Source organism: Streptomyces sp. NBC_00876 (assembly GCF_045207435.1).
Classification (GTDB): domain Bacteria; phylum Actinomycetota; class Actinomycetes; order Streptomycetales; family Streptomycetaceae; genus Streptomyces.
This window is the reverse complement of record NZ_CP108800.1, coordinates 7,564,917-7,591,276: the sequence shown is the minus strand read 5'-3', so window position 1 is coordinate 7,591,276 and position 26,360 is coordinate 7,564,917. Positions and strand designations below refer to the sequence as shown.

General features: G+C 72.3%; 23 protein-coding genes. 11 read left to right on the top strand and 12 right to left on the bottom strand.

Annotation, left to right across the window (positions count from 1 at the left end; all coding sequences use genetic code 11):
* Nucleotides 1–302: 302 nt before the first annotated feature.
* The 5 genes from OG782_RS33225 (at nt 303) to OG782_RS33205 (ending at nt 8,372) form a co-directional block, all read left to right on the top strand.
* Nucleotides 303–1,289 carry a hydroxyacid dehydrogenase gene (locus OG782_RS33225; protein ID WP_406457402.1) on the top strand — a complete coding sequence of 329 codons (987 nt, stop codon included), beginning with the start codon at nt 303–305 and terminating at the stop codon, nt 1,287–1,289.
* 62 nt (nt 1,290–1,351) lie between these two features.
* A complete protein-coding gene (locus OG782_RS33220) occupies nt 1,352–2,446 on the top strand; it encodes a LacI family DNA-binding transcriptional regulator (RefSeq protein ID WP_406459409.1) in 1,095 nt (364 codons plus the stop codon).
* A 158-nt stretch (nt 2,447–2,604) separates the two neighbouring features.
* The gene (locus OG782_RS33215) at nt 2,605–3,963 is read left to right on the top strand and encodes a M60 family metallopeptidase (RefSeq protein ID WP_406457400.1); all 1,359 of its coding nucleotides are present in this window, start codon (nt 2,605–2,607) and stop codon (nt 3,961–3,963) included.
* Nucleotides 3,964–3,985: 22 nt separating this feature from the next.
* Nucleotides 3,986–6,400: a polysaccharide lyase 8 family protein gene (locus tag OG782_RS33210; RefSeq protein ID WP_406457398.1), complete on the top strand. Its 2,415-nt coding sequence runs from the start codon at nt 3,986–3,988 to the stop codon at nt 6,398–6,400.
* Nucleotides 6,401–6,434: 34 nt separating this feature from the next.
* Nucleotides 6,435–8,372, top strand: coding sequence for a DUF2264 domain-containing protein (locus OG782_RS33205; protein ID WP_406457396.1), 1,938 nt, complete (start codon nt 6,435–6,437; stop codon nt 8,370–8,372).
* Nucleotides 8,373–8,407: 35 nt separating this feature from the next.
* Here OG782_RS33205 and OG782_RS33200 read toward each other — a convergent pair whose 3' ends face one another.
* The 10 genes from OG782_RS33200 to OG782_RS33155 all read right to left on the bottom strand — a co-directional run bounded on the left by OG782_RS33200 (nt 8,408) and on the right by OG782_RS33155 (nt 17,992).
* On the bottom strand, nt 8,408–8,995 hold the full coding sequence (locus OG782_RS33200; protein WP_406457394.1) for a GAF domain-containing protein: 588 nt from the start codon (nt 8,993–8,995) through the stop codon (nt 8,408–8,410).
* A complete protein-coding gene (locus OG782_RS33195; protein WP_406459407.1) occupies nt 8,992–9,561 on the bottom strand; it encodes a GTP-binding protein in 570 nt (189 codons plus the stop codon). Before OG782_RS33195 ends, OG782_RS33200 begins: the two co-directional genes overlap by 4 nt.
* Before the next feature lie 244 nt (nt 9,562–9,805).
* Nucleotides 9,806–10,177 (bottom strand): DUF742 domain-containing protein, encoded by a 372-nt coding sequence (locus OG782_RS33190; protein ID WP_406457393.1) that lies wholly within the window; start codon nt 10,175–10,177, stop codon nt 9,806–9,808.
* Nucleotides 10,178–10,179: 2 nt separating this feature from the next.
* Nucleotides 10,180–10,614, bottom strand: a complete 435-nt coding sequence (locus OG782_RS33185; RefSeq protein ID WP_406457391.1) for a roadblock/LC7 domain-containing protein — start codon at nt 10,612–10,614, stop codon at nt 10,180–10,182.
* A 7-nt stretch (nt 10,615–10,621) separates the two neighbouring features.
* A complete protein-coding gene (locus OG782_RS33180; RefSeq protein ID WP_406457389.1) occupies nt 10,622–12,559 on the bottom strand; it encodes a sensor histidine kinase in 1,938 nt (645 codons plus the stop codon).
* A 356-nt stretch (nt 12,560–12,915) separates the two neighbouring features.
* Complete coding sequence (locus OG782_RS33175) at nt 12,916–13,911, bottom strand: alpha/beta hydrolase (RefSeq protein ID WP_406457387.1); 996 nt, start codon at nt 13,909–13,911, stop codon at nt 12,916–12,918.
* Nucleotides 13,908–14,621 carry a C39 family peptidase gene (locus OG782_RS33170; RefSeq protein WP_406457385.1) on the bottom strand — a complete coding sequence of 238 codons (714 nt, stop codon included), beginning with the start codon at nt 14,619–14,621 and terminating at the stop codon, nt 13,908–13,910. The genes OG782_RS33175 and OG782_RS33170 overlap by 4 nt, the downstream gene beginning before the upstream one ends.
* A gap of 174 nt (nt 14,622–14,795) precedes the next feature.
* On the bottom strand, nt 14,796–15,788 hold the full coding sequence (locus tag OG782_RS33165; RefSeq protein ID WP_406459406.1) for an ArsR/SmtB family transcription factor: 993 nt from the start codon (nt 15,786–15,788) through the stop codon (nt 14,796–14,798).
* Nucleotides 15,789–16,189: 401 nt separating this feature from the next.
* Nucleotides 16,190–17,452 carry an MBL fold metallo-hydrolase gene (locus tag OG782_RS33160; RefSeq protein ID WP_406457383.1) on the bottom strand — a complete coding sequence of 421 codons (1,263 nt, stop codon included), beginning with the start codon at nt 17,450–17,452 and terminating at the stop codon, nt 16,190–16,192.
* A gap of 99 nt (nt 17,453–17,551) precedes the next feature.
* Nucleotides 17,552–17,992: a PPOX class F420-dependent oxidoreductase gene (locus tag OG782_RS33155; RefSeq protein ID WP_406457381.1), complete on the bottom strand. Its 441-nt coding sequence runs from the start codon at nt 17,990–17,992 to the stop codon at nt 17,552–17,554.
* A 266-nt stretch (nt 17,993–18,258) separates the two neighbouring features.
* Between OG782_RS33155 and OG782_RS33150 the strand changes: the two genes are divergently transcribed.
* Both OG782_RS33150 and OG782_RS33145 read left to right on the top strand, forming a co-directional pair.
* Nucleotides 18,259–19,467 carry a Glu/Leu/Phe/Val dehydrogenase dimerization domain-containing protein gene (locus OG782_RS33150; protein ID WP_406457379.1) on the top strand — a complete coding sequence of 403 codons (1,209 nt, stop codon included), beginning with the start codon at nt 18,259–18,261 and terminating at the stop codon, nt 19,465–19,467.
* A 123-nt stretch (nt 19,468–19,590) separates the two neighbouring features.
* Entirely contained in the window at nt 19,591–20,181 is a 591-nt protein-coding gene (locus OG782_RS33145; RefSeq protein WP_406459404.1) for a TetR/AcrR family transcriptional regulator, read from the top strand.
* A gap of 180 nt (nt 20,182–20,361) precedes the next feature.
* On the opposite strand, the gene OG782_RS33140 is transcribed toward OG782_RS33145, so the two are convergent.
* Together OG782_RS33140 and OG782_RS33135 are read right to left on the bottom strand one after the other, a co-directional pair.
* Complete coding sequence (locus OG782_RS33140; protein ID WP_406457377.1) at nt 20,362–21,363, bottom strand: DUF6745 domain-containing protein; 1,002 nt, start codon at nt 21,361–21,363, stop codon at nt 20,362–20,364.
* A gap of 90 nt (nt 21,364–21,453) precedes the next feature.
* Nucleotides 21,454–21,780, bottom strand: a complete 327-nt coding sequence (locus OG782_RS33135; protein WP_136330525.1) for a hypothetical protein — start codon at nt 21,778–21,780, stop codon at nt 21,454–21,456.
* 175 nt (nt 21,781–21,955) lie between these two features.
* Here OG782_RS33135 and OG782_RS33130 point away from each other — a divergent pair, with 175 nt between their 5' ends.
* The 4 genes from OG782_RS33130 to OG782_RS33115 all read left to right on the top strand — a co-directional run bounded on the left by OG782_RS33130 (nt 21,956) and on the right by OG782_RS33115 (nt 26,358).
* Nucleotides 21,956–22,909, top strand: coding sequence for an STM4015 family protein (locus OG782_RS33130; RefSeq protein ID WP_406457375.1), 954 nt, complete (start codon nt 21,956–21,958; stop codon nt 22,907–22,909).
* An 89-nt stretch (nt 22,910–22,998) separates the two neighbouring features.
* Complete coding sequence (locus OG782_RS33125; RefSeq protein WP_406457373.1) at nt 22,999–24,144, top strand: STM4014 family protein; 1,146 nt, start codon at nt 22,999–23,001, stop codon at nt 24,142–24,144.
* A gap of 37 nt (nt 24,145–24,181) precedes the next feature.
* Nucleotides 24,182–24,997 carry an STM4013/SEN3800 family hydrolase gene (locus OG782_RS33120; protein WP_406459402.1) on the top strand — a complete coding sequence of 272 codons (816 nt, stop codon included), beginning with the start codon at nt 24,182–24,184 and terminating at the stop codon, nt 24,995–24,997.
* Nucleotides 24,994–26,358, top strand: a complete 1,365-nt coding sequence (locus tag OG782_RS33115) for an STM4012 family radical SAM protein (RefSeq protein WP_406457371.1) — start codon at nt 24,994–24,996, stop codon at nt 26,356–26,358. Before OG782_RS33120 ends, OG782_RS33115 begins: the two co-directional genes overlap by 4 nt.
* Nucleotides 26,359–26,360 lie beyond the last annotated feature (2 nt).

Genomic DNA, 26,360 nt, shown 5'->3' with positions numbered 1-26,360 from the left:
TTATGCGGCCGCAAGTTAGTAAGCGGTTAACCCAAGCGTCAAGAGATCTGGGCGAACGTCTTTGTTCCGGGATGTTCCAGGAAGGAATTTCGTGCGCCCAGATGACTAAATAACGTCAGAATCAGGGCAATTCACGGAGCACGAAGCTTGACGGTCGGCCGTCACGCTCCCTAGCGTGCCGGTCATTCCATAGAAAACGATTACTGTCCGGAGGCAGGGTGCGAACCACCGAAGAGGCGCCGGCTCATTGCGGTGCCGATGCTGCGGCCCCGCCCGGGAGGCGCCCGCGCACGGTCCTGGTCATGAGCCCCGGGCTGCTGGACGACGTCTTCCCACCCGCTGTCCGGGCCCGCCTCGAGGAGACCGCCGAACTCCTCGAGCCGTCCGTGATCAGCGAGTTCGACTCCCCCGCCGCCACGCGGGCACTGGCCGGCGCGGAGGTGCTGCTCACCGGCTGGGGGTGCCCGCCCGTGGACGCCGCACTGCTGGAGAGGGCTCCGGAGCTGCGGGCGGTGATCCATGCGGCGGGGACGGTGAAGACGTTTCTGTCCCCGGACGCCTTCGACCGCGGGATCCAGGTCTCCTCGGCCGCCGCGGCCAATGCCGTGCCGGTGGCGGAGTTCACCCTGGCCGCGATCATCATGGGCGCGAAACGGGTGTTCCCCCTGGCGGGGCTCTTCCGTACCCGCCGCACCCACCGCACCGGGGCCGACCTCGACCGGCAGCACTGGCTCGGCACCCACGGGCTGACCATCGGCATCGTCGGCGCGTCCCGGATCGGCCGCCGGGTGATCGAACTGCTGCGGGTCCTGGACGCCCAGGTGCTCCTGTACGACCCGTACGTGAGCGCGGCCGAGGCCGAACTCCTCGGAGTGACCCCGGCCGACCTGGACACCCTCGTGGCGACCAGCGACGTGGTGAGCGTCCACGCCCCGGACACCCCCGAGACCCGCGGGATCATCGACGCCCGCAGGATCGGCCTGATGCGCCCCGGCACCCTGCTCGTCAATACGGCGCGCGGGCCCCTGGTGGACACCGAGGCGCTGACCGGACACCTGGTCAGCGGGCGGCTCGACGCGGTCCTGGACGTCACCTCACCCGAGCCGTTGCCCGCGGATCACCCGCTGTGGGACCTGCCCAACGTCTTCCTCACCCCGCACCTGGCGGGCGCCCAGGGCAACGAGGTGGGCCGGCTCGGGGCGCTCGCCGTCGACGAGCTGGCGCGGTACGCACGGGGCGAGCCCTTCGCCCATCCGGTGCACCGGGCCGACCTGGGGAGGATCGCATGAACAGCGTGCCGGGGCAGGCTCTAGGCTCGGCGGCACACAACAGCCACCAGGGGGTGAGCCGGATGCGCCGGCAGAGCACGGCCGCGGACGGACAGCGGCGGGCGACGGTCACCGACGTCGCACGGCGCGCAGGCGTCTCGACGGCCACCGTCTCCCGCGTCCTCAACCGCAACTACCCCGTCGCCGAGGCGACCCGGGAGCGGGTCGAGTCCGCCATGCGCGAGCTCGGTTACGTGGTCAACGCGCACGCCCGCGCACTGGCCGGTGTCTCCAACCGCACCGTCGGCATCATCGTCAACGAGGTCATCGACCCGTTCTACGCCTACATCGCACGCGGCGTGGAACGCGAGGCGGCGCTCGGCGGGCGGCTCTGCCTGGTCTGCTGCACCCAGGGCGACCCCCAGCGCGAGCTGGCCTTCATCGACCTGATGCACGAGCGCAGGGCGGACGCGGTCGTGGTGGTCGGCGGATCCATCGCCGACCGCGGCTACACCTCCGAACTGGCCCGTCGGGCCCGCGAGCTGGACGCGGGCGGGTCGAAACTGGTGCTGTGCGGCAGGCCGCCCCTGGGCGAGGCCGCACCGACCGCGGCGGTCGAGTACGACAACGAGGGCGGCGCCTTCGCCATCACCGACCACCTGCTGATGCAGGGCCACGAGCGGATCCTCTACCTCGGCGGCCCGCCCAAGCTCTCCACCACCCGCGACCGGCTGGCCGGCCACCGGCGCGCCCTGGAGCTGCGCGGGGTCGCCATCGATCCCGAACTGGCTCAGCCCGGCGCCTTCAGCCGTAACTTCGGCTACCGGCGTATGACCGAACTCCTGCGGGACGGGCCGGAGTTCACCGCTGTCTTCGCGGCCAACGACATGGTCGCGGCCGGGGCGGCGCAGGCTCTGGAGGAGGCCGGTGTGCGGGTGCCCAGGGACGTCTCGCTGGTGGGGTACGACGACATCCCGGTCGCCCAGGAGCTGCGTCCCCGGCTGACCACCGTCCATGTCCCGCTGGAGGAGATGGGACGCCAGGCGGTGCGGCTCGCCGTCTCGGGCGGCGACGAGGACGACTGGCGCGAGCCGACCACGGGTGCGCTGCGGCTCGGCACCCACATCGTGGTACGCGATTCCGTTGCGCCCCGGGCCGACAGGTCCAGCCGCATGTGACCGGTTACTGTCCGCCTGTCCGCAGTTGGCCATAGTAAATAACAGTAACTTCCCGACTCCCCTTGCGGCTCGATAGCAACCGCTTACATGCTGACGGAACGCCTCACCCCGTTCCGCACGCTTCCGCCCCTCATTCGTTTCTGCAGGGAGAGTTCCGCATGCGTAAGCCCAGTTCCTCCACCCCGCATTCCCCCTCGGTCGGCCGTCGCGCCGTCCTCGCCGCAGGTGCGGGAGCGGTGGTCGCGCTCGGCGCCACCGCCACCGCCGCACAGGCCGCCCCCGGCCGCCCCGGCGTCCGCCCTCTCTCACTGACCGTCACCGCCCGCCCCGCCGCCGAGGCCGAACGGCTGCGGCTGGCGCAGGCCCTGCGCGGCTCGGAGTTCCAGCCGACCGGTCTGTACGCTCCCGCAGCCGCCCCGCTCTCGCTCACGGTCCAGCCGTACGACGGCCTGGTGCCCACCCTCTGGATCGGTGCCTGGGACTACTACGGCGAGATCACCGAGCCGCGCGGCTACCCGCTCACCGCGGGGGCCAACACCGTGACCGACCCGCACGGCGGCCCGGTCTATCTGACCCTCACCGGCCATGGCGAGCGGGCGGGCGTGGTGTTCCGCTCCGGCGCCGTCCCCATGCCGGTCTTCACCCTGGGACGCACCACCGAGGCCGAGTACCAACGCCGGCTCGACACGCTGACCGCCTCGCCCTGGGTGGAGCTCCACGGACCGAACACGATCATGACCCTGACCCGTGAGGGCGCACTGCTGTACCGCGGCGAGGACCATGCCGCGCTGCTCTCGCTGGTCGAGACGGTCATCGACTCGCACGCCCGCATCAGCGGACTCGACGGCTCGAAGCCGGTGCACCGGCGCAAGGCGGGGCCGTACCACTTCACCGAGGTCAGCAAGGTGCCCACCGGTGTCGGCGCCTACGCCACGCACGGCTACAACGGCTTCCCGAGGGCGTACCTCGACCGGGCCACCACCGTGGAGGGACTGCGCACCCGCGGCTGGGGGCTCTACCACGAGCTCGGCCACCTGCACCAGCAGATGGCGTACAAGCCGGGCGGCCTGACCGAGGTCACGGTGAACATCTACTCGCTGGCCGCGCAGCGCACCCTGCACCAGCCGTCCAATCTGCTCACCGTCGACCCGGCGACCGGGCTCACCGCCTTCCAGACCTCACGGGCGAAGTTCGGCACCGCCGGCCTCACGTACGAGAAGTCCTTCGGCGCGTACGAGAAGCTCGTGCCGCTGCGGCAGTTGGAGCTCGCCTTCGGGGACGACTTCTGGCCCCGGCTGCACAAGCTGGTGCGTGAGGAGAACCCGCAGTCGGACTACACGGAGAACGACAAGCGCTACCGGGCGCTGGCCACCTGCTCCAGCCGGATCGCGGGCTACGACCTCACGGACTTCTTCGTGAACACCTGGGCGTTCCCGGTCGACGCCGTCGGCCGGGCTGAGCTCGCGGCCCTGAACCTGCCGCAGCCGCCCGTCGACCCCAGCACACTCACCGACTGACCACGCGGGAAAGGGAGTCACCATGCAGCTGAGCAGAAGGACGCTGATCGCCGCGGGCGGCGCGACCGTGTCCGGAGTCCTGAGCACGGGTGCGGCACGGGCCGCGGAACCGGCACGGAGTGCGGCGCAGAGTACCGGCGAGGACTTCGACGTACTGCTGTCCCGGGCCGAAACCCTGCTGACCGGGGGCGCGTTCGACCCGTCGGACCCCGACTTCGCCGCCGGCCTCGCCGCGCTGGACCGTACGGCGAAGGGCCTCTGGGACACTCTGGACCGCGGCGCCGGACGCACCGCGCTGTGGCCCGATCTGGCCCCCGTCACCGACCCCGGGAACTTCGGCCAGAGCTATACGCGGCTGCGCACGCTCGCGACCGCCTGGGCCACCCCGGGGACCTCCATGTCGGGCAGTGCGGAGACGGCCGTCGCGCTGCTGTCCGCGCTGCGGTTCACGTACGACACCGCCTACCGCCCGGACGCCCGCGAGAGCGGCAACTGGTGGTTCTGGGAGATCGGTGCGCCACGCGCCCTGATGGACTGCTGTGTCCTGTTGCGCGGATCGCTGCCGGCCGGGGATCTCGCGGACTACCTGGCGGTCGTCGACCGCTTCTGCCCGGACGCGGACCGCCGTACCAACTCCCCCGCCCTGTCCGAGACCGGCGCCAACCGCACCGACAAGGCCGTGATCGTCGCGCTGCGCGGACTGCTCGGCAAGGACGCGGACAAGGTGGCGTCCGCCCGCGACGCACTCTCCGATGTGCGCGACGCCGGACGCAACAGCCTGTTCCGGTATACGAGTTCGGGTGACGGCTTCTACGAGGACGGTTCGTTCGTCCAGCACGACGTGGTCGCGTACACCGGTTCGTACGGCACCGTGCTGCTCGGCGGCGCCGCGTATCTGCTCTCGCTCCTCGCCGGATCCCCCTGGGCGGTCGCCGATCCGAAGGTCTCGGTGATGTACGAGGCCGTGGAGCGCAGCTTCGCACCGGTGGTCTTCGACGGGCTGATGATGGACGCGGTCCGCGGGCGCGCCGTGTCCCGGGAGCGCGCGGGCGACCACCGGGACGGCGCGACGGCCGTGGCGGCGATCCTCCTCCTCGCCTCCGGCGCACCGGCCGACCGGGCGGACCGCTGGCGGGCGCTGGCCAAGGGCTGGCTGACCCGCAACCGCACCGCTCCCTTCGCCGCTCTGGCCACCCTCCCCCAACTCGCCCTGGCCAAAGCCGTACTGAACGACCCGGCCATCCGTGCCGGAGCCCGGACCACGGGCAGCTTCGTCTTCGCCGACATGGACCGCGTCGTGCACCGCCGCCCCGGCTGGGCCTGCACACTGTCGCTCTCGTCCAAGCGGATCTCCGCCTACGAGGCGGGCAACGGCGAGAATCTGCACGGCTGGTACACCGGCGACGGCATGACGTACCTGTACGACGGCGACGACCTCGGGCAGTACAACGACGGCTTCTGGCCGACCGTCGACCCGTACCGCCTCCCGGGCACCACGGTCGACACCCGGGCCCGTGACGATCTCGGCACGGGCGCGGGCACCTCCACCTACCGGCCGGCGAACGCCGTCGCGGGCGGTGCGGTACTGGACGGCCGGTACGGGGCCGCCGCGATGGAGGTCATGGGCGCCCCGGGCAGCACCCTTCGGGCCAGGAAGTCATGGTTCCTGCTCGACAACGCGGTGGTCGCGCTCGGCGCGGGCATCACGGCGGGCGACGGCCGGACGGTCGAGACGGTGATCGAGAACCGCAACCTAGGTGCGGAAGGCCGCAACCGCCTGCTGGTCGACGGTGTGCCACTGCCCGTTCAGCAGGGCAGTGCCCATACGTTCGGCGGGGCCCGGTGGGCGCACATCGACGGCGTCGGCGGGTACGTCCTGCCGGAGGGCACGGCTCTGCACGCCCTGCGCGAGGAGCGCACCGGTACCTGGCGGGCGATCAACACCGGGGCGGACACCGGCGGCAGCGCCGATCCCGTCACCCGCCGCTACCTCACCCTCTGGACGGACCACGGCATCTCCCCCACCGACGCGGGATACGCCTACGTGCTGCTGCCCGGCGCCTCGGCGGCGGCCACCGCGGCGTGGTCGCACTCCAGGCCGGTCCGGGTCATCGCCAACGACTCCACCGCGCAGGCCCTGGAGGACCGCAGGACCGGATTGACGGCCGTTCACTTCTGGGGCGCCGGCACGGCGGCCGGGATCACCGTGTCCGGTCCGGCGACGGTCCTCGTACGGCGGCGGGGCGCACAGGTGTCCGTCGCGGTGGCCGATCCGGGCCGGGCCCAGACCGCTCTCACGGTCGAACTCCCGTTCCGGGTAAGGACCTTGGCTGACGCCGATGAATCCGTGACCCTCGCCCCGGGGCGCAGGCCCGTCCTCACCGTCGCCGTCGGCGGCTCGCGAGGTCACACCCACCGCGCCGAACTCATCCAGTAACCACCCCGCACCGACCCCGAGGAGCAGCACCACCATGTCCGTCCCGCCGTATCTGCAGCTGCCGCCGACCGACCGGATCCTGTCTTCACGTACCGGCTGGACCCGGGCGCACTGGGAGGCGACGGCCGACCGGATGCTGGACGCGCTGACGCCGTACGCGACCCCCGGATTCGCTCAGTACCGGCTGCCCGGCCGGGGCAGCTGGTCCGGGGTCGTCTCCGACGGGCTGGAGGGTTTCGCCCGGTCGTTCCTGCTCGCCGCCTGCCGGATCGCGGGTGCGCGCGGAGCGGTCGATCCCGCGCTGACCGAGCGGTACGCGGCCGGGCTCGCGGCCGGTACGGACCCGGGCAGCGGGGAGGCGTGGCCGCGTCTGACGGACTGTTCGCAGCAGATGGTGGAGGCCGCGTCGGTCGCGGTAGCGCTGCACGAGACCCGGCCGTGGATCTGGGACCGGCTGGACGCACGGGTACAGGAACGGGTGGTCGACTGGTTCTCGGGGTTCGTCGGCGGACGCACCTGGGACAACAACTGGCGGCTCTTCCAGGTGGTGTCCGAGCAGTTCCTCGCCTCGGTGGGTGCTCCGTACAGCTCCTCGGACATCGAGGAGGGGCTGGACAGGATCGAGGACTGGTACGTCGGTGACGGCTGGTACACGGACGGGGACGGCCGCAACTACGACTACTACGTCGGCTGGGCCATGCATCTGTACCCGCTGCTGTGGGCCCGGATCGCGGGCCCGGACGGCGACGGCGGCCGGGCAGCGGCCTACCGGCAGCGCCTCGGCCGGTTCCTGGAGGACTACCAGCACTTCTTCGGCGCCGATGGCGCCCCCGTCCACCAGGGCCGGTCACTCACCTACCGGTTCGCCGCGCTCGCCCCGGTCTGGATGGGCGCGCTGGCCGACTGCACCCCGCTGGCGCCCGGGCTGACCCGTCGGCTCGCCTCGGGTACGCTGCGGCACTTCGCGGAGCGCGGGGTGCCGGACGAGCGGGGGCTGCTGAGCCTCGGCTGGTACGACACCTTCCTGCCGTCGACCCAGCCGTACTCCGGACCGGCGTCGCCGTACTGGGCGAGCAAGGGCTTCCTCGGCCTGCTGCTTCCCGCCGACCACGAGGTGTGGACGGCGCGGGAACTCCCGCTGCCCGTCGAGGAATCCGACACGTACACCGCGCTGCCCGCCCCCGGCTGGCTGCTGCACGGCACCCGGCACGACGGCATCGTCCGGCTGGTCAACCACGGCAGCGACCACCAGCCGCCCGCCCCGGACGCCACGGCCATCGAGGCCGGTGCCGATCCGGACGAGGGCGCCGGTGAGGACGATCCCCATTACGCGAAACTGACGTACTCGACGGCGACGGCACCGGAGTCCGCACCGCACGCCCTGGCGCGCAACATCGACGGGCAGCTGGCCCTGATCGCCCCCGACGGCACTCCGTCCCGGCGCCGCCGCATCCATCCGCTGCGCTGCGAGGGCCGCGTCGCCGCTTCCTGGTCAGCGGCCCGGCTGCCGGGTGACGAGCGCGTCTACCGGATCGAGTCGGCGAGTGTGCTGCACGGCCCGTGGGAGATCCGGGTGCACCGTGTCGACGCGCCCGAGGGTGCGGTGGTCAGGGAGGGCGGCCACGCTGTCGCGCACGCGCAGAGTCCGTTCGCCTCGTCGGGGCCGGACTGGGCGCTCGCCCGCACGGCCGAGGGGCTGAGCAGTGCGGTGGTCGCCCTGCACGGTTGGGACGGGGGCGTCGAAGGGGCCGCCGTGGCGCGCGATGTCGAGTCCAACGCGTACGGGCCCCACTCAGCGGTCCCGTATCTGCGCAGCGGCCCGCATCCGGGCGGCCGGAGCATCCATGTCTCGCTCGTCGTGCTCTCCCGCGACCGTGTCCATCCGGAGGCGCTGCGTACGGCCGTGCGGGTGCGGGTGGACGGCGACGCGGTGGCGCTGACGTTCCTGGACGGCAGCACGGTCGAGGTCTGACGGCGGTGACCGGCACCGGGCACGGCGGGCGGAACTCAGAGTCCGAAGGCGTTGTCCTCCCTGCGGTGGAGGTGCCCGAGGAGCTCCTGCGCCAGTGACTTGATCGTGTCGAGCCCCGCCCGTCCCCATGGGCGGGGCACGGTGTCCACGGCGCAGACGGCGCCCAGGGCGACACCCGTACGGTCGATGAGCGGCGCCCCGAGGTACGAACGGATGCCTATGTCGTCGACGACCGGATTGCCGGCGAAGCGCGGGTAGTCGCAGACGTCCTCCAGGACCAGCGCCTTGCGCCGTACGACGACGTGCGGACAGTAGCCGTGGTCGAGCGCCACGTACCGGCCGTTGCGCCCACTGCCCGCCGCCGTGGCCCCCAGGTACGAGCCCTTGCGGGTGCCGGCTGGGGTGTGCATCCCGGCGAAGAACTGCCGGTTGCCATCGATGAAGTTGACCATCGAGAAGGGCACGTCGGTCACTTCGGCCACCCGGTCGGCGAAGGCGTCGAAGTTGTCGAACGAGAAGTCGGCCCGCTCCCCCAAACCGAGGCTGCGCAGCCGCTGGGTCCGGACGACCGCCTCCTGGTCGACGGGTGTCAGCAGCAGCCGTCCCAGGGCATGCGGGGTCACTGACGGGCTCCGAAGCTTCCGTGACCGGAGAACGGGGCCGGTTCGGCTGTGGCGTTGATGAGGTGCTGGACCAGGGTGACGAGCGCGCCGGTGCCCGAACTGGCGATGCGGGCGTCGCAGAGGACGACCGGCACCTCCGGTGCGAGGTCGAGAGCGGCCCGTACCTCCTCCGGGCCGTAGCGGAAGGCCCCGTCGAACTCGTTGACGGCGACGATGAATCCGATCCCGCGCCGCTCGAAGAAGTCGACGGCCGCGAAGCACTCCTCCAGTCTGCGGGTGTCGGCGACCACCACCGCGCCCAGCGCGCCCTGGGAGAGTTCGTCCCACATGAACCAGAACCGTTCCTGGCCCGGTGTGCCGAACAGGTAGAGGACATGCTGTTCGTCCAGCGTGATGCGGCCGAAGTCCATCGCCACCGTGGTGGAGGTCTTGGACTCGATGCCCTCGAGACTGTCGGTCGCCGCACTGACCTGGGTCAGCAGCTCCTCCGTGCTCAAGGGCGCGATCTCGCTGACCGCGCCGACGAAGGTCGTCTTGCCGACACCGAACCCGCCCGCCACCAGCACCTTGAGGGCGACGGGAAATCCCTCGGAGCCGCCGGGGGCCTGCGCGTACCCGGAGGCAGAGCTACCGGTGCCGTCCGCATACCCGGAGGTGCCGGATCCGTCCGGGTACCCGGAGGTGCCGGATCCGTCCGGGTACCCGGAGGTGCCGGGTCCGTCCGCGTACCCACCGAACCCGGAGCCGTCCGCGTAGCCGACGTGTCCGGGGCTTCCGGTGCCCGCGTACGGGGCGGGGCTGTCGAAGCCGTCAGAGCTGTCGTCGTAAGCCATCGAGCACTGCCTCCAGCAGGGATCGGTCAGTGGGCATGTCGTAGAAGGCGGGCGGGTGCGCGGTGACCGCACCGCAGTCGACCAGGTCCGAGAGCAGCACCTTGGTCACGACTGCGGGCAGCCGCAGATGCGCGGCGATCTCGGCCACCGAGGTGGGACCGCCACACAGGCCCAGCGCCACCGAGTGCTCGGGGCCCAGGTGCGTCTGCGGAACGGTCCCGGTGGCCATCACCAGGGACAGCAGATCGAGCACGGTCGTAGGACGGGTACGGCCGTTGCTCACGGTGTACGGACGGATGAGGCGGCCTGCCGCGTCGTCGAGCAACGGCCCGTCGTGCGTGGCCGGCATGTTCACAGCCCCGAGGCGCCCGGCACCCCGGCCGCTTGTCTCGTCGGCGTCATCAGATAGGGCCGGACGCTCTTGACCAGCATGGTCATCTCGTATCCGAGCACGGCGGCGTCGGCGTTCCGCCCGGCCAGCACGGCCAGACAGGTGCCGGAGCCGGCGGTGGCGACGAAGAGCAGCGTCGAGTCGAGCTCCACCACCACCTGCCGGACCTCCCCGTTGTCCCCGAAGCGGGCCCCGGCACTGCGGCCGAGCGAGTACAGGCCGGCGGCCAGCGCCGCCATGTGGTCGGCGCTGTCCGCGTCCATGCCATGGAGGGATTTCACCAGCCCGTCGGCGGAGAGCAGTACCGCACTGCGCGTGTACGGCACGCGCTGTACCAGTCCGCTCAGCAGCCAGTCGAGGTCCGAGACCTGACCGGACGGCATTTCGGTCGCCATGGTGCATCTACTCCTTGGTGGTGTTCGCGTCGAGTGGGTCTTGATCGTTGTGGTACGAGCCGGCCTGGAGCAGTTCCACGGGTGCGGCGGCGCCGCGGACCGGGAGCGGATCCAGCGGCGCCCTGACCGGTGCGGCCGCTGCCACGAGGCCCGGACCGCCCTCCGGCGTGCCGACGCCCGGGTCCGTCCCGAAGCCGTTGTCCGTTTCCGGCTCCGCCTCGGACTCGGCCCGCGCCTCGGCGAGATCGATGCCGCGCCGGAACGCCGCCACGAGCCCGGGGTCGTGCAGGACCGGCTCGTCTACCGTCCGCGGGGCGGGAGCCTCCCGGAGCTGCGGGACCAGGTGCTCCTGGTTGGCGCGCCTGGGGAGCTGGGGCCGGCCCATGGTGCCGCGTACGGCCCCGGTCTCCTGAGGGAGTGCCGGGACGGCGTCGTCCGCGGGCCGGATGCCGGGGAAGGCCTCGGCGGGGGCGGGCCGGTCGAGGCGTTCGGCGCGCAGCGGGAGCGGCGGGCCCTCGCCCTGGCGCCGGGTCTGCTGCGGCGTCTGGTGCAGCCGCAGCTGCTGGTTGGGGACGAAGGGCCGGCGCTCCGGCTCGGGGGCGGGCGCCGGTGCGGGGATCCGGAGGGCCGCGGTGTCGTCCTGGGGCGGCGGGCGGTGCACGGGGCCGGGGGGCGGAACCGGCGCGTCCGCGGAGTCGCCGGTTGCGCCGTCATCGGCACCGAGCAGGGTCTGCGGGAGGACGAGTACGGCTTGCGTGCCCCCGTAGATGTTGCTCTGCAGACGTACGGCGATGCCGTGCCTGCGGGCCAGCGAGGCGACGACGAACAGTCCGATGCGGCCGTCCTGGAGCAGGCGGGCGACATTGACCTGGTCGGGGTCGGCCAGCAGGGCGTTCATCCGCTTCTGCTCGTCCCCCGGCATGCCGAGTCCCCGGTCCTCCACCTCCAGGGCGAGACCGGCGGTGACGTGCTGGGCGCGGAGCAGTACCTGGGTGTGCGGGGCGGAGAACACGGTGGCGTTCTCCACCAGTTCGGCCAGGAGATGGATCACGTCGGCCACTGCGTGCCCGCGGAGCGTGCCGCCGATCGGGGGTACGAGTTTGACCCGCGGATACTGCTCGACCTCGGCGATCGCCGAACGCAGCACCTCGGTCATGGTGACCGGGTTGCTCCACTGCCGCCGGGAGACGGCGCCGCCGAGGACGGCCAGGTTCTCCGCGTGGCGGCGGATCCGGGTGGCCAGGTGGTCGACGTGGAAGAGGCCCTTGAGCAGATCGGGGTCCTCGACCTCGTGCTCCAGCTCGTCGAGCAGCTGGATCTCGCGGTGCACGAGCGACTGGAGCCGGCGGGCGAGGTTGACGAAGACCTCCACCTTCTGGTCCTCGCCGGTGTGCTCGGACAGCCGGGACGCCTGTACGACGGCGGCCACGGCGGCTTCCTGCTGGCGTCCGAGCTCCTGGCCCAGCAGCTCGAAGGCGTCGCTGCCGGGTGCGACGGGCTGCGGGGAGCGGCGCGCGGGCACGGGTTCGCCGTTGCGGAGCTGTTCCACCACCCGTTGCAGGTCGGCCTGGCCCTGGGCGCTGGCCCGGCGCAGGGCCAGGCAGCGGCCGAGGACCGTGGTGGCCACCCGGTTGGCGGCCAGGAAGGCGGCCACCATCGCGGCGAGCGCCAGTGCGCCGGCGGCGCCGAGCGCCGTCCAGAGCTCCCTGGAGGGCGGGGTGGAGCCGGAGCGGGCGGTGAAGATGACGGCCGCGGCACCGGCGAGCGCGACGGCGACGGCCGGCAGCACTGCGGTACGCAGGAGTTGGGGGCGTATACGCGCCTCTGGGGACGGCCGGGCAGCACGTGGTCTGGCCGCGGCCGAGTGGGATCGGGCTCCCGGTCGGCCGTGCCGCCCGCCCTCTCGTCGTTCCGGTCGCGCGTCGGGTGCGCGAAGTTGAGACATCAGCGTCCTCGGTACGTGGGGCCCCAGGCATCGGCGTTCATGTGGTGGCACCTACGGTGGTCGGTCGTTCTCGGGTCATCGGCCGGGCAGGCTCGGAGAATATGAGCCCACCGTTGATCACCGGGCACACACGGTAGTCGCCTGTGGCGAGGGTGCGACGGGCAGTTGTGGAACTTGCCCGCCATCCGTCCCGCTCTGGTATGACCTCTCGCACGGGCGCCCGATTTCCAGGGCGGGTCACCAGGGACACCCACACCCGAACGGCGGTGTCCCCGAAAGCCGGAGCACCGTGCCGGCCTACTCACACGGCAAGCCCCCTCGACGGTCGTCGAGGGGGCTTGGCGGTGCGGGTTCGCTCAGGCCTTGCGGAGCCGGGCGATGATGCCGTCGAGGTCGCGCCGGAACATGTAGTCGCGGAAGACGTGTCCGCCGGGCTCCTCGTACCACTCGTGCGGGATGCCGGCCGCGCCGAGGAGGGACCGGAACTCCCGCTGCCCGGCCAGCACCTGGCCCTCGTTGGCCTGGTCGAACCAGTTGACCGGATCGGGACTGGTGCCCGCGACCAGGAAGACGCGCTTGTTCCGGTAGCTCTCGATCCGCTGGACCGGGTTGTCGGCGCTGACCCTGGCCTCGTCCCACAGCGGTACGCCGTAGACGGTGCCGCCGGCCAGTTCCACGGCGGCCGACGACGCGTTGGCCCAGTGTCCGACCAGGCCCGAGTCACGGCGCAGGCTCGCCGGGCCCGAGTGCGCGCTGACCGAGGCGAAGTGGCCGTAGTACTTGGCCGCGTACTTCAGCGCGCCGAAGCCGCCCATCGAGAACCCGGCGACGGCACGGCCGTCGTACTCGGCGTACGTACGGAAGTTGGCGTCGATCCAGGGCAGCAGCTGGGCGATGTGGAAGGTCTCCCAGTTGCGGGGACCGGCGTTGGAGCTGACGGGGTTGGAGTACCAGCCCGCGTGACCTCCGTCGGGCATCACGACGATGACCGGCTTGCCGGCCGTCCAGTCGCGGATGCCCATGCGGTCGAAGGTGATGAAGTCCTGGTCCGTGCCGCCGCCGTGGAGCAGGTAGAGCACCGGATAGGAGCGTCCGCCGGTGTGGTAGCCGTCGGGGAGCAGGACGTTCACCCCCGGGTTCCAGCCGATGGCGTCGGTCGCGAACCGGTAGTACCACATCCGGGGGTCGCCCTCGTTGCGGTCCACGATGCGCAGTCCGAATCCGTCGCCGGCCGCACTGGCCGGCGACGCCGACGCGAGGATTCCCCCGGCTCCCAGAGCCATCGCCGCGGAGATCCCGCCGGCGGCCCTGATGACGCTTCTGCGGGTGGGGCGGGGCCCGTTCGCGCTCATGCGGAGTAGCCCTTCGGCGGGATCAGCGTGGCGAGCTGATCGAAGGAGATCCAGTAGATCTGGTTGCCGCTGAAGGAGGCGGGGTCGGCTATGAGAACGGTGCGGTCCACCTCGTCGTAGCCGAAGACGGTGAAGTAGTGGTAGATCGTCTGGTTCGACGGGTAGCCGGGCGGCTGATTGCCGGGCGGGGCCACGATGTTGGCCACCAGCGGGTAGTTGCGGTCGATGTCGAAGACGATGTCGTACCAGAGCAGGTCGCGCTGGGCCTGGGTGGGCGGGTCGTTCGGCATCTCCTTGGTCTCGTACCAGCCCCCGCCGAGGTTCGAGTTGAGCACGTTGGTGACCTGACCGATGTGGTCGGTGCCCGCTTCGGTGGTGCCGAGCTGCCAGGCCAGATCCCCCTGGCTGGGCGGGGCCATCCGGGCGGAGAGCGCGATACGGGTGGCGGCCGGACCGCACCAGTAGCCGGTCTCCTGGACCTGGTAGTCGATCTGCAGCCAGTGCGCGCTCTGAGTGCGTCCGGCATCGACCGTCAGCCGGGTGCCCGGCCGGTTGTGTCCGCTGACGACGGCCGTTCCGGCCTTCGAGCCGTTCGCGAGCACGGACACCGACGGCGTGTGCGGTGTGGACGAGGCCAGTGCGGTGCCGGGATGGAGCAGGGCTCCGACGGCGGCCGCGGCAATCGCGGTGGACACAAGTCTCCTGCGCATGAAGGCTCCTGAGGGTGGGGGGGGCGGCCTCGTGGGAAGCAGCGGCTTCGTGGAAGCGCTCAGTCGTCTGCGACGGGCCGGGATCAGCGTCGCGCCTGCCCGACTGCCGGCGCAAGCGGCGAAAGTTCAGGCTTACGAGTGAACTTGACGGACCGTCATTCCTGAGGTCCCGCGCTACCCCCGCGCCCGTTCCTCGGCGGCCAGCAGCGCGCGGCCTTCCGCGGTCGCGACGTGGAAGGACCGCCCGGCCCTGCGCACGGTGGTGACCAGGCCCGCCGCCCGCAGCACGTTCAGGTGCTGGCTGACGGCGGGGTGGGTCACGTCCAGGAGGCGGGCGGCCTCGACGGTGGAGCAGCCGGTGCGGGTGGCGCGCAGGATGCCCGCACGGGTGTGCCCGAGCAGCGGTCCCAGCGGCCCGGACCCCGTTCCGGGGCGGGCGTCGGCGGGACCGGCCCAGTCCGCGGTGTGGTGGATGGGATAGACCAGAACGGGCGGCAGGTCCCCGTCCGCCAGCGTGATGGGGGTGGGCCAGCAGAAGAACGAAGGCTGCAGTACGAGGCCCCGGCCGCGCAGCCGCAGTTCCTGCTCGACGGGGTACGTCACCTCCAGCACCGGCGCGCGCCAGCGGAACTGCGGGCCGAGTCCCGCCAGCAGCCCCTCGGTGCCGCCGTCGAGGAGGCTGTGCAGCCGCAGGGCGCGGTCGGCGTCGATGTCGGCGTGGACGCGCCGCCAGTACGGCGCGAGCGCCTCCAGCTGGTACGTACGCAGGGCTCCGCCCAGCAGGTGCAGGGTTTCGGTGTCGCCTCCGGCCAATGACCGCACCCAGCCGGGCAGTTGCAGCGAGGACGCGAGCTGGTTCAGATCCGAGCGCAGACGGGGGCGCGGAGTGCTCATCAAGGTGTCGACGGAGGCCTGCAGTGTGGCCCGGTCGCCGGCCGTGGGGGTGAGGAAGTCCGGCGAGTACCCGCGCGGGGGCAGCAGGCAGGAGAGCAGACGGGGACTGCCGGAGAGCCGTGGCCGCACCCAGCGGCGCCACGCGCCGAACACCCTCTCGCCGTCACGTCGTTGCAGGGTCTGCACGCTGTTGCTGATCTCCCAGAGGAAGTCCGGCCCCGGAGCCACCCGGACCCGCGCCAGGTCCTCCGACGTGAAGTACACCCGCAGCATGGTCGCTCCCTCGGGAAGTGGAGGTGTACCGATACCGACCACGGCCGTGCCCATCGGATCAGCGAGCGGTGGAGGGGAGTCGCACCGGGAGCCGCCGTGCCGCACCGGCTCCCTCCGGGCAGCGTACCGCCGCCCGGCCCCCGCACGGCTGTCACCCGAGGCAATCACGGGGCATGGATCCGGGGCTCCCGAGGCCCCGTTGCGGAGTGCGGACGGGCAGGGGGGCGGGTGGGTCGCCGGTGAAGGGGCGCCGCCCTTCCGGCACGAGGATCGCGCGGGTCGGGTGACCGGGTCCGGCCGGCGGCCGGCCCCTGGTTCGGAGCGGCTCGGCTCACCCGGCCGGGTGGCCGGCTCCGCGAGGTGGGCGGACAGGACCGCGGGAACGCCCGACCGCCCACCCGTCACACCTGGGGCGCGCGGTCCCGGTCACGGTCGGGTGCGGGAGTCGCGGCCGCACCGGGGAGCTGTACGTGGACCGGGGGCCAGTTGCCCCATCCCTGCGACGGCTCGGCGGCCACGGCCCGCCACCACGGCTCGACCGCCGGCGGATCGGCGGGCTCGAACGGCTGGCCGGGCCGGGGGGAGGCCATCCTCACCCCGGCGGCCCGGGTGGCGCGCATGGACCATTCGGCGGGTTCGGCCCAGGGATGCAGCGCGAGATTGAACGTCCCCCAGTGGATCGGCAGCATGACGCCCGCCGCCGGGTCATTGCCCTGGAGGTCGAGGTGGGCCTGGACACCCTCGTCGGGACTCATGTGGATGTCCGGCCACGCGCCGGGCTCCGGCCTGCCCTCCGTCCGGTCCTTGGGCCAGTACTGGCTGTACGCGCCGATCTGGATCATCGTGGCGTCGAACGGACCGTGCTCGGCGCCGATGGCCTTGAAGCCGGGGAAATAGCCGGTGTCACCGCTGTGGTAGATCCGGTGCACGGGACCTGCGACGGCCCAGGACGCCCAGAGGGTGTGCTGCTGGTTGCGCAGACCGCGGCCGCAGAAATGGCGGGCCGGGGTGGCGGTGAGGCTGATCCCCGCCACGGTCGTGGTCTCGTTCCAGTCGAGCTCCCGGATCCGGTCCGGCGGGACGCCCCAGCCCTCCAGATGCGCACCGACTCCCAGCGGCACCGCGAAAACGGTGTCCGTACGCGCCAGAGCTCGGATCGTCGGAAGGTCTAGGTGGTCGTAGTGGTCGTGCGAGATCACGACCACATCAACCGGGCCGAGCACGCCGAGCGGCAGCGGGGCGGGGTGCACACGCCTGGGGCCGGCGAAGGCGAAGGGCGAACAGCGCTCGCCCCAGACCGGGTCGAAGAGCACCCGCCGGCCGTCGATCTCGGCGAGCACGCTGGAATGCCCCATCCAGGTGAGCCGCAGCCCGGACGCGGGAGGCTCGGCGAGGTCGGCCAGGGTCGTGGCGTGCACGGGCACCGTGCCGGCCGGCGCCCTGAGCACCCGCTCCTCCTTGCGGAAGTAGACCTTCGCGAACTCCAGGGCGGACCCGGACGGTCTGGTCCGCGCCCCCACCGGGTTCTGGAAGACCCCGTCGGCGAAGTTGGGGGAACGGCGGATGCGCTCCATCCGGGCACCGGCCGGGTCGGCGCCGAAGGCCGCGGGTCGCAGCGCGCGCAGCCGGGTGCGGAGCGAAAGCTTGGAGTCAGCGCCGGTCACAAGATCTCCTGAGGGAGTCGGTGTCGTCCCATTATGGACAGGGGGTACGACAGTGCGAGAGCAGAGCACCCAACGGGATGGCGCTCCGGAAGGACGGCTTCAGCCACGCTGCTGCCCGTACACGTGCTCGACATGGAGCCTCAGGACCACGCGCCGGTCCCTGACCATGGCCCTGCGGTAGTCGTCCCAGTCGGGGTGCTCGCCCTGCACATCCCGGTAGAGCTTGATCAACTCCGCCACGGTGGCGTCATCGGGATCGGCGGCCACCGGAGTGAGCTCGGCGGTGCCGTCCGCGACCGTCCAGGCCCAGCGGTCCTGGCTGGTGACGTGGTAGCTCGCCCGCGGGTCCCGGCGGAGGTTCCGGGTCTTCGCGCGGCCCTCGGTGACCGAGACACGGACGATGCGCTCGTCGGGGTAGTAGAAGTGGTTGACGTTGGACAGCTGGGGACGGCCGTCCTGCTTGAGTGTGACCAGTACGCCGCTGTTCTCCTCGGCGAACAGGCGAAGCAGCGCGTCCTGGCGTACATCGAATCCCGTCATGACGAATCCAACGTTGCGGACGTGCGCAGGATTCCGCATCCGGATCCGCGTCCGCCGGCCCGCCCTCCGTTCCGGCCGGGGCCTGTGCACCGGCCGGAACCGGCCATCGGGCGGTGTCGCGGCGAAGGCCGCGTTGACAGGGACTCCTCCGCCTCCCGATACTGACCGACGGTTCAGTAATCGAGCCCGGACCGGCCCTCGCGAGAGGCCCCGGTGACGCGGAGCCGCCGCCGGGCCCGCCCCCGCAGCGACCGAGGAGTAACCCCATGACGACGCCTCCGGTGTCCCCGCCCGCCCCACTGATCTCGTTGACGTGGACGGATCACACCACCGGCCATCAGGGACATCTCGTCGTCGACCGGCTGGTGCGCGGGGTGTCCAGCGGCGGGCTGCGGATGCGGCCGGGCTGCACCCTGGACGAGGTGGCCGGGCTGGCCCGCGGCATGACGATGAAGGAAGCCCTCCACTTCGACGCGGACCGGACCGGTGCCCGCTACATACCTCTCGGCGGCGCCAAGGGAGGCATCGACTGCGACCCCCGCGATCCGGCGGCGTACGGCGTCCTGGTGCGCTACCTGCGGGCCATGCGTCCGTACATCGAGAGCATCTGGACCACCGGCGAGGACCTGGGGCTCACCCAGGATCTCGTCGACCGCGCCGCCGCCGAGGCCGGTCTCGTCTCCACGGTCCAGGCCGTCTACCCGCTGCTCGACGACGAGAGCGGGGCCCGCCGGCGGCTGGCCGACGCCTTCGCCCTCGATGTGGACGGCATCGGCCTGGACGAGCTGGTCGGCGGCTGCGGGGTCGCGGAGTCCGCGCTCGCCGCGCTGGACCGGGCCGGGGTCGCCCACGGCGACGCGCGGGTCGCCGTGCAGGGTCTGGGCACCATGGGCGGGGCGACGGCCAGGTTTCTGTCCCGGGCCGGGCTCCGGGTGGTCGCCGTCGCCGACATCAAGGGCACGATCGCCAATCCGGCCGGTCTCGACGTCGAGGCGCTGCTGGCCGCCAGGGACGCCCATGGCGCGGTGGACCGCGGCGCCCTGCGCGCCGCCGACCGGGAGCTGCCCGCCGCCGACTGGCTGGCCCAGGACGCCGAAGTACTCGTACCGGCGGCCGTCTCCTATGCCGTGGACGCGACGAACCAGGCAAGGATCAGGGCCCGTTGGGTGGTCGAGGCGGCCAATATGCCCGTGCTGCCGGAGGCAGAGGCGCTGCTCGCCCGGCGCGGGATCACGGTGCTTCCCGACGTGGTCGTCAACTCCGGTACCAACGCCTGGTGGTGGTGGACCCTGTTCGGCGACATCGGCGCCGACGCGGACGAGGCGTTCGCGCACGTCCGGCACTCGATGCGCGCCCTCATCGATCTCGTGCTGACCCGCGCGGCGGCGGACGGCAGCACGCCGCGGGCGGCGGCGCACGCCGTCGTCGCCGACCGGCTGCCGGTGATGGCCGAGCGTTTCGGCTGGTACCGCTGAGCCGCGCCCCCGACTCCGGCCGCCATGGCATCCGGTGCCGGCCACGCCGCTCCGGACCCGCCCCCGGCCTGCTCCGTGGCGGGCATTGGTTAGGGTGACGGCGTGGCAAGAGTGCGGTTGGGTGTGGCGGAGCGGCGCGAGGAGTTGCTGCGCGCTGCCATCGAACAGATCGAGGTGCGCGGTGTCGCAGCCGTACGGATCGCCGATGTCGCGTCCGTGCTCGGTGTGAGCAACGCACTCGTGCTCTACCACTTCTCCACCAAGGAGAAGCTGGTCGCGGCCGCGTTCGCACACGCCGCCGAAGCCGATCTCGCCCAATTGCGCAAGCTGTTGGGCCGTCGCACCACTGCTGTACGCAGGCTGCGCGCCGCCGTCCGCTGGTATGCGCCGACGGGTCAGGCCAAGGGCTGGCGGCTGTGGATCGAGGGCTGGGCCGCGTCCCTCCGCGACCCTGCGCTGCGCAATGTGGCGGGCGATCTCGACCAGCAGTGGAAGGCGGAACTGGCCGAGGTCATCGAGGAGGGTGCGGCGGCGGGCGAGTTCCACTGCGACGACCCGATGTCCGTGGCCTGGCGGCTGACCGCACTGCTGGACGGTCTGGCGGTGCAGATGACGTCGTACGCCGGGCCGCTGTCCAGGCCCACGATGCTGGAGTGGACCGAGCAGGCCCTCGCCCGCGAACTGGGCATCGACCACGAGACCCTGACGGCCTGACCGCTCCGCCTCCCCCGGTCCCGGCAGCCGGGACGCCGCCCGTCCCCCGCCATCCGGTCCCGGCGGCCGGGACGCCGCCCCCGTCCCTCCGGGACAGCCCCCCGTGCGCTGTCCCGCTGCCCGGCCGCCACCGCGTCCGCCGCCCGCCCGCGCCCTCTCCCCCCGCCTGCCGGACCGCGCTCAGGTCTGGCGCAACGGTGCGTAGGCCTCGCCCTGGAGCCCGAACGTCCACGCGACCCCCTCCTTGGCGGTCCTGGTCCTCGGCGGCACCCGCAGCCAGTACGTGCGATGCGTCCCGTCCGGCTCCGGGGTGGAGTTGACCACCTCGACCATGACCACATCCTCGTCACCGTCGAGCGCGATCCGCCAGAGGATGCCCGTCTCGTCACGGTGGACCGGCTCGGCGCCCGACTCGGTGAGATAGCGGTCGTATCCGTAGAACTCCAGCATCACGCGGCGCAGCTCCGCGTTCCCCTCGGCCCGGATCCGCTCGGGGGTCAGCGCTGCCAGCTCCGCGAGGAAGGCGGCGGGTACGGGCATGCCGCGCCAGGCGTACAGGGCGAAGCCGTCACGGTAGGAGAGTGCCGGGCCGTCGCCCCGGTCCAGCCTTCCCGCCTCGTCGCGGTGGAGTGCCTCGGGTCGTTCGCTGATCACCACGGCGCGCTCGTAGGGCCACCACCAGCCCGCGTTCCTCGCGACGGCCGCGAGTCCGTCGAGCCGCTCGCCCCGGCCGTCGAAGGCGGCGAGCCAGGCCGCGTCGTGCTGGCCCAGAACGGCGTCGAGCAGCACGAGGCGGACATCCGATTCGTCCTCGGGCTTCGCGGCGAGGCCGTCCACGACGCCCGCCCGTATCCGTTCGGCGAGGGCCGCCGTGGTCTCCCAGAGCTGGGCGCCGGTGGCCGACCACAGCGCGGCCCAGCCCGCCGGGCCCAACTCGTCGTACATCCGGCGCCGTTCCTCCGCCCAGGGGCGGGTCCGCACCTCCTCCCGGACGGAGCGCCCCGCGTCGGCCAGCTTCTCCACGGCCTCGACGGCCGCCCTGGGCGAATCGGCCCAGACGAACTCCTGCGGCTCGGCCAGACCCGCGCGGCGGTAGGCGAGCCGCACCCCGTCCTCGGCCGCCGCCCGGTCCGCCGCGCCGGTCGCCGCCGCCACGGCCCGCCATGAGTCCACGTACTGCATCGGTTTCCCCGTCCCCTGTTCCCTGTTCCTGAATTCCCGGATCGTGCTGCGCTGCCACGCGTCCCCGGCCCACCGGCCGGGGCGTCCCGCTCAGTCCGCGACGATGCGGACCGCCCCCGGCGCGTACTCCCGCTGGCGCACGACCCGGAACCAGCCCTTCGGCAGCGAGATCACCGCATGCTCCTCGTGCACCACGCGTCCGCCGTCGGGGAGGTGGAGCAGCATCGGGCCGAACACCCCGCCCTCCCGGATCAGCCGTCCCGGTCCCGGCACCGCGTGCGCGTGTCCGGTGACCTCGCCGAGCGCGAGCACCAGCCGGCCGCGCCCGTCCCGCAGTTCACCCGGTGCCTCCAGGAGGTTCGCCGGGACCGCGGACTCCTCCAGAGCCATGATCAGTACGTCGCCCTGCCGGTACACAGATGTCTCCCCTCCGCACCGGCACCCGCTGTGCCGGCCACATCGAAAACGCTACGGCGGGGGTCTGACAATCGGCCGGTGAGCGCCGTCGGCGGGGCCCGGTCGTCCCGTTGTCAGTGGGACTTGATAGACCTTGCGCACATCAATCCGTCGCCGTCATCAGGAGCTCAGGGCCATGTCCGATGTGGACCACCTGCACGAGTTGCTCGGCCTTCCGGCCGTCGATTTCCAGTCCGGCACGAACGACAGCCCCCGGCCGGCCGCGGATGCCGCGGCCTGGCGCGTGTTCGTCGAGCCGTACGAGGACGAGGACCGCACCTGGGAGCAGGAGTTCGCCGCGTTCCTCGACGAGGTGGACCCGGCCGGTGTCCGCGCGCTGATCATCGGGCAGTGGGGCGAGTCGTACGAGGAGAGGTCGTCCTACCCGATCGGGCTCGTGATCGCCGCCGCCGAGCGGCTGACGTCGCTGGAAGCGGTGTTCGTCGGCGATCTGACCATGGAGGAGGCCGAGATCTCCTGGATCGAGCAGAGCGATGTCACCGAACTGCTCACCGCCTTCCCCGCACTGGTGGAACTCGGGGTACGGGGCGGTTCCCACCTCGTCTTCCCCGCCACGAAGCACGAGCGGCTGCGTTCGCTCACCATCGAGACGGGCGGGCTGCCGGTGCAGGTGGTGCGCGGGGTGCTGGACAGTGAGCTGCCCGCGCTGGAGCGGCTCGACCTCTGGCTGGGGGTCTCCGCCTACGGGGGCGACGCCGATGTCTCGGATCTCGCGCCGCTGCTGTCGGGGACGCGCTTCCCGGCCCTGCACCATCTCGGCCTGCGCAACAGCGAGGTGGAGAACGAGATCGCGGCCGCCGTCGCCTCCGCCCCGGTCGTGGCCCGGCTGCGCACGCTCGATCTGTCGTGCGGCACGCTGGGCGACGAGGGTGCGGCGGCCCTGCTGGAGGGCCAGCCGCTGACCCATCTCGAAGTCCTGGATCTGCACCACCACTTCCTCACCGAACCGATGGAGCGCCGGGTCACCGAGGCCCTCGAGCCGCACGGGGTGCGGGTGGATCTGTCGGACCGCTGCGAGCCGTGGGGCGACCGCGGGGCCGCGGGCCGGTACGTCACGGTGTCGGAGTGAGTGCCCCGTGACCGCCATCGAGCGCCCCGGCACCGTCCACGGCCGGCCCGTCCTGACCGTGCCGCTCGCCGAGGGTGACGAGCCCCGCCATGTCGCGGTCGGCGCGTAGCGGGCCGCCGCGCCTGGCGGTGGTCGGCAATCCCGGCAGCCGCCGGGTCGCTCTCTTCCAGGACGCCGTGCGGGCCGCCGGGCTGCCGGGGGCCCGTGTGGTGTCCTGGCTCGAGGTGTTGCACGGGAAAGCGGACTTCCGGCCCGGGGAGACCGTGCGTATCGACTCGCCCGGCGAGGACGCCGACGTCGAGCGGCTGCTGCGCGGCGTCGACGACCCGACCAGGGTGGAGGGTTCGGCCCTCTGGTACGCGCGGTTCACCTCGGCCGTACGGGACGTGGCACGGGCGGCGGAGACCGCGGGTGCGGTGCTGCTGGACAGTCCCGGCGACATCGCGTCGCTCTTCGACAAGCGCCTGTGCCACGGCGTCCTGGACACCGCGGGCGTGCCCGTGCCCTACTCGCCGACGTCGGGTCCGCTCGCGGGTCCCGTGCGGGGCTGGGCCGATGTGCGGGAGCTGATGGCCGGCCATCGCATGCCCCGTGTGTTCGTGAAGCCGGCCCACGGGTCCTCCGCCTCCGGGGTGATGGCCGTGGAGACGGCGGGTCCCGGCCGGGTGCGGGCGAGCACCTCGGTCGAACGCGACCCGGCCGGCCACCTCCACAACTCGCTGAGGGTGCGGCAGTGCACAACGGAACGCGAGGTGGCGGCGATCGTCGACGCGCTCGCACCGGACGGTCTGCACATCGAACGATGGCTGCCGAAGGCCTCGCAGCGCGGCCGGGCCGCGGATCTGCGGGTCGTGGTGGTCGACGGCCGGGCCACCCACGCCGTCGTCCGCACCAGCCGCTCCCCCATGACCAATCTGCATCTCGGCGGCGCGCGCGGCGATCTGGACGAGGTGCGGGCCGCCGTCGAGGCGGCGGGCGGCAGCTGGAGCCGGGCGCTGGCCGTGTGCGAGCGGGCGGCCGCCGCCTTCCCGGACACGCTGTGCGTGGGCGTCGATCTGCTGCCCGCGACCGGCTGGCGGCGCTTCGCCGTCGGCGAGGTCAACGCCTTCGGTGACCTGCTGCCCCGGCTGACGGGTCTGCCGGGCAGCGGCGCCGAGGGCCTGGACACCTACGCGGCGCAGGTCGCCGCCGTACTGAACCGAGCAAGGAACCACCGTGGCAGCGCAGCACCCTGAACCACCCTCCGGCGTCATGGAAGCCGTCGACCCCGATATGAGCGAGGTGGTGGGCAGCCACGATCTGCTGCTCGTCACCCTGGACACCCTGCGGTACGACGTCGCGGCCGAGCTCGCCGCCGCCGGGCGCATCCCCAATCTGGCCCGGCATCTGCCGGGCGGCGTCTGGGAGAAGCGGCATGCCCCGGGGAGCTTCACCTATGCGTCGCACCAGGCGATCTTCGCGGGGTTCCTGCCCACACCCGCCTCCCCCGGACCGCATCCCCGGCTGTTCGCCGCACGGTTCGCCGGCAGTGAGACCACGGCGGAGCACACCTTCGTCTTCGACTCCCCCGACCTGGTCTCGGGGCTCGGCGCGGCCGGATACCGCACGGTGTGCATCGGCGGCGTCGGGTTCTTCAACCGGCAGGCACCGCTCGGCTCGGTGCTGCCCGGTATGTTCCACGAGGCGCACTGGGAGCCGGAGTTCGGTGTCGCCTCGCCCACCTCCTTCGAGGCCCAGGTGGCCCGCGCCGAGCAGATCGTCGAGGAACTCCCGGCCGGGCAGCGGCTGTTCCTCTTCGTCAACGTCTCCGCCCTGCACCAGCCCAACTGGTTCCACCGCCCGGGTGCGACCCGCGACGCAGGTGACAGCCGTGCCACCCACGCCGCCGCCCTGGAGTACGTGGACGCCCACATCGGGCGCCTCTTCGCCGCCGTGAGCAGCCGCCGCCGCGCCTTCGCCGTGGTCTGCTCCGACCACGGCACGGCGTACGGCGACGACGGCTACACCGGTCACCGGCTCGGCCACGAGTCGGTCTGGACCGTTCCGTACGCGCATTTCTTCCTGGAACCGGGGGCCACCGCACGATGACCAGTCGGCACACCATTCGTCCGTACCAGAGCTACGTGTACGCCTACCCGCACAAGACGGCGTACGGCAGGCTCTCCGAACATCCCGGCGGGCGGCCCGCGCTGAAGGATCTGTGGGCCGGTGAGAACAAGGACGCGCTCTCGCTGTATCTCCACATACCCTTCTGCGAGGTCCGCTGCGGCTTCTGCAACCTCTTCACCCGGATCGGTGCGCCCGACGAGCTCACCTCCCGGTATCTCGACGCGCTGGACCGGCAGGCGACGGCCGTGCGGGACGCGCTCGGTGACGGGGAACCGGTGCGCTTCGCCGCCGCCGCGTTCGGCGGCGGGACGCCCACCTTCCTGACCGCGGGCGAGCTGGAGCGGCTGTGCGACATCGCGGAGAAGCGCATGGGCGCGGATCTGCGGTCGGTGCCGCTGTCCGTCGAGACGTCTCCGTCGACGGCGACGGCCGACCGGCTGGCCGTCCTCGCCGACCGGGGGACGACCAGGATCAGCATCGGTGTGCAGAGCTTCGTCGAGGGCGAGGCCCGTGCGGCCGTCCGCCCGCAGCGCCGCGCGGATGTGGAGGCGGCCCTCGGCCTGATCCGGGAGACCCGTATCCCGGTCCTCAACATCGACCTGATCTACGGCATCGACGGGCAGACCGAGCAGAGCTGGCGCACCTCCCTGGACGCCGCGCTGCACTGGCGGCCCGAGGAGCTGTACCTCTACCCGCTGTACGTCCGTCCGCTGACCGGCCTGGGCCGGCTCGGGGCCGGTGACGAGGCCTCGGCGGACGCGGCGTGGGACGAACAGCGGCTGCGGCTGTACCGGGCCGGCCGCGACCATCTCCTGGCCCACGGCTACGAGCAGGTGTCGATGCGGATGTTCCGCCACGCCGACGCCCCACGGACCGACGGCCCCGACGACTACGCCTGCCAGACAGACGGCATGATCGGGCTGGGCTGCGGCGCCCGCTCGTACACCTCGCGGCTGCACTACTCCTTCGACTACGCGGTGGAGATGCGCGAGGTGCGGGCGATCATCGACGGCTACACGGCAACCGAGGACTTCTCGCACGCCGAGGTGGGACGGTTCACCGACGGCGACGAGGCGCGCCGCCGTCACCTTCTGCAGTCCGTCCTGCAGGCCGAGGGCCTGCACGTGTCCGAGTACCGCGAGCGCTTCGGTACGGATCCGGGCGAGGACTTCGCCGGGGAGCTGGCCCGGTTCGGGGCCCGGGGCTGGCTCGACGCAGATGCCGCGTCGAGCGGGCTGCTGCGCCTGACGCCCGAGGGGCTCGCCCACTCCGACGCCCTGGGACCCGACCTCTTCTCCCCCGCCGTACGGGCCGCGATGGCCGCGTACGAGCTGAAGTGAGC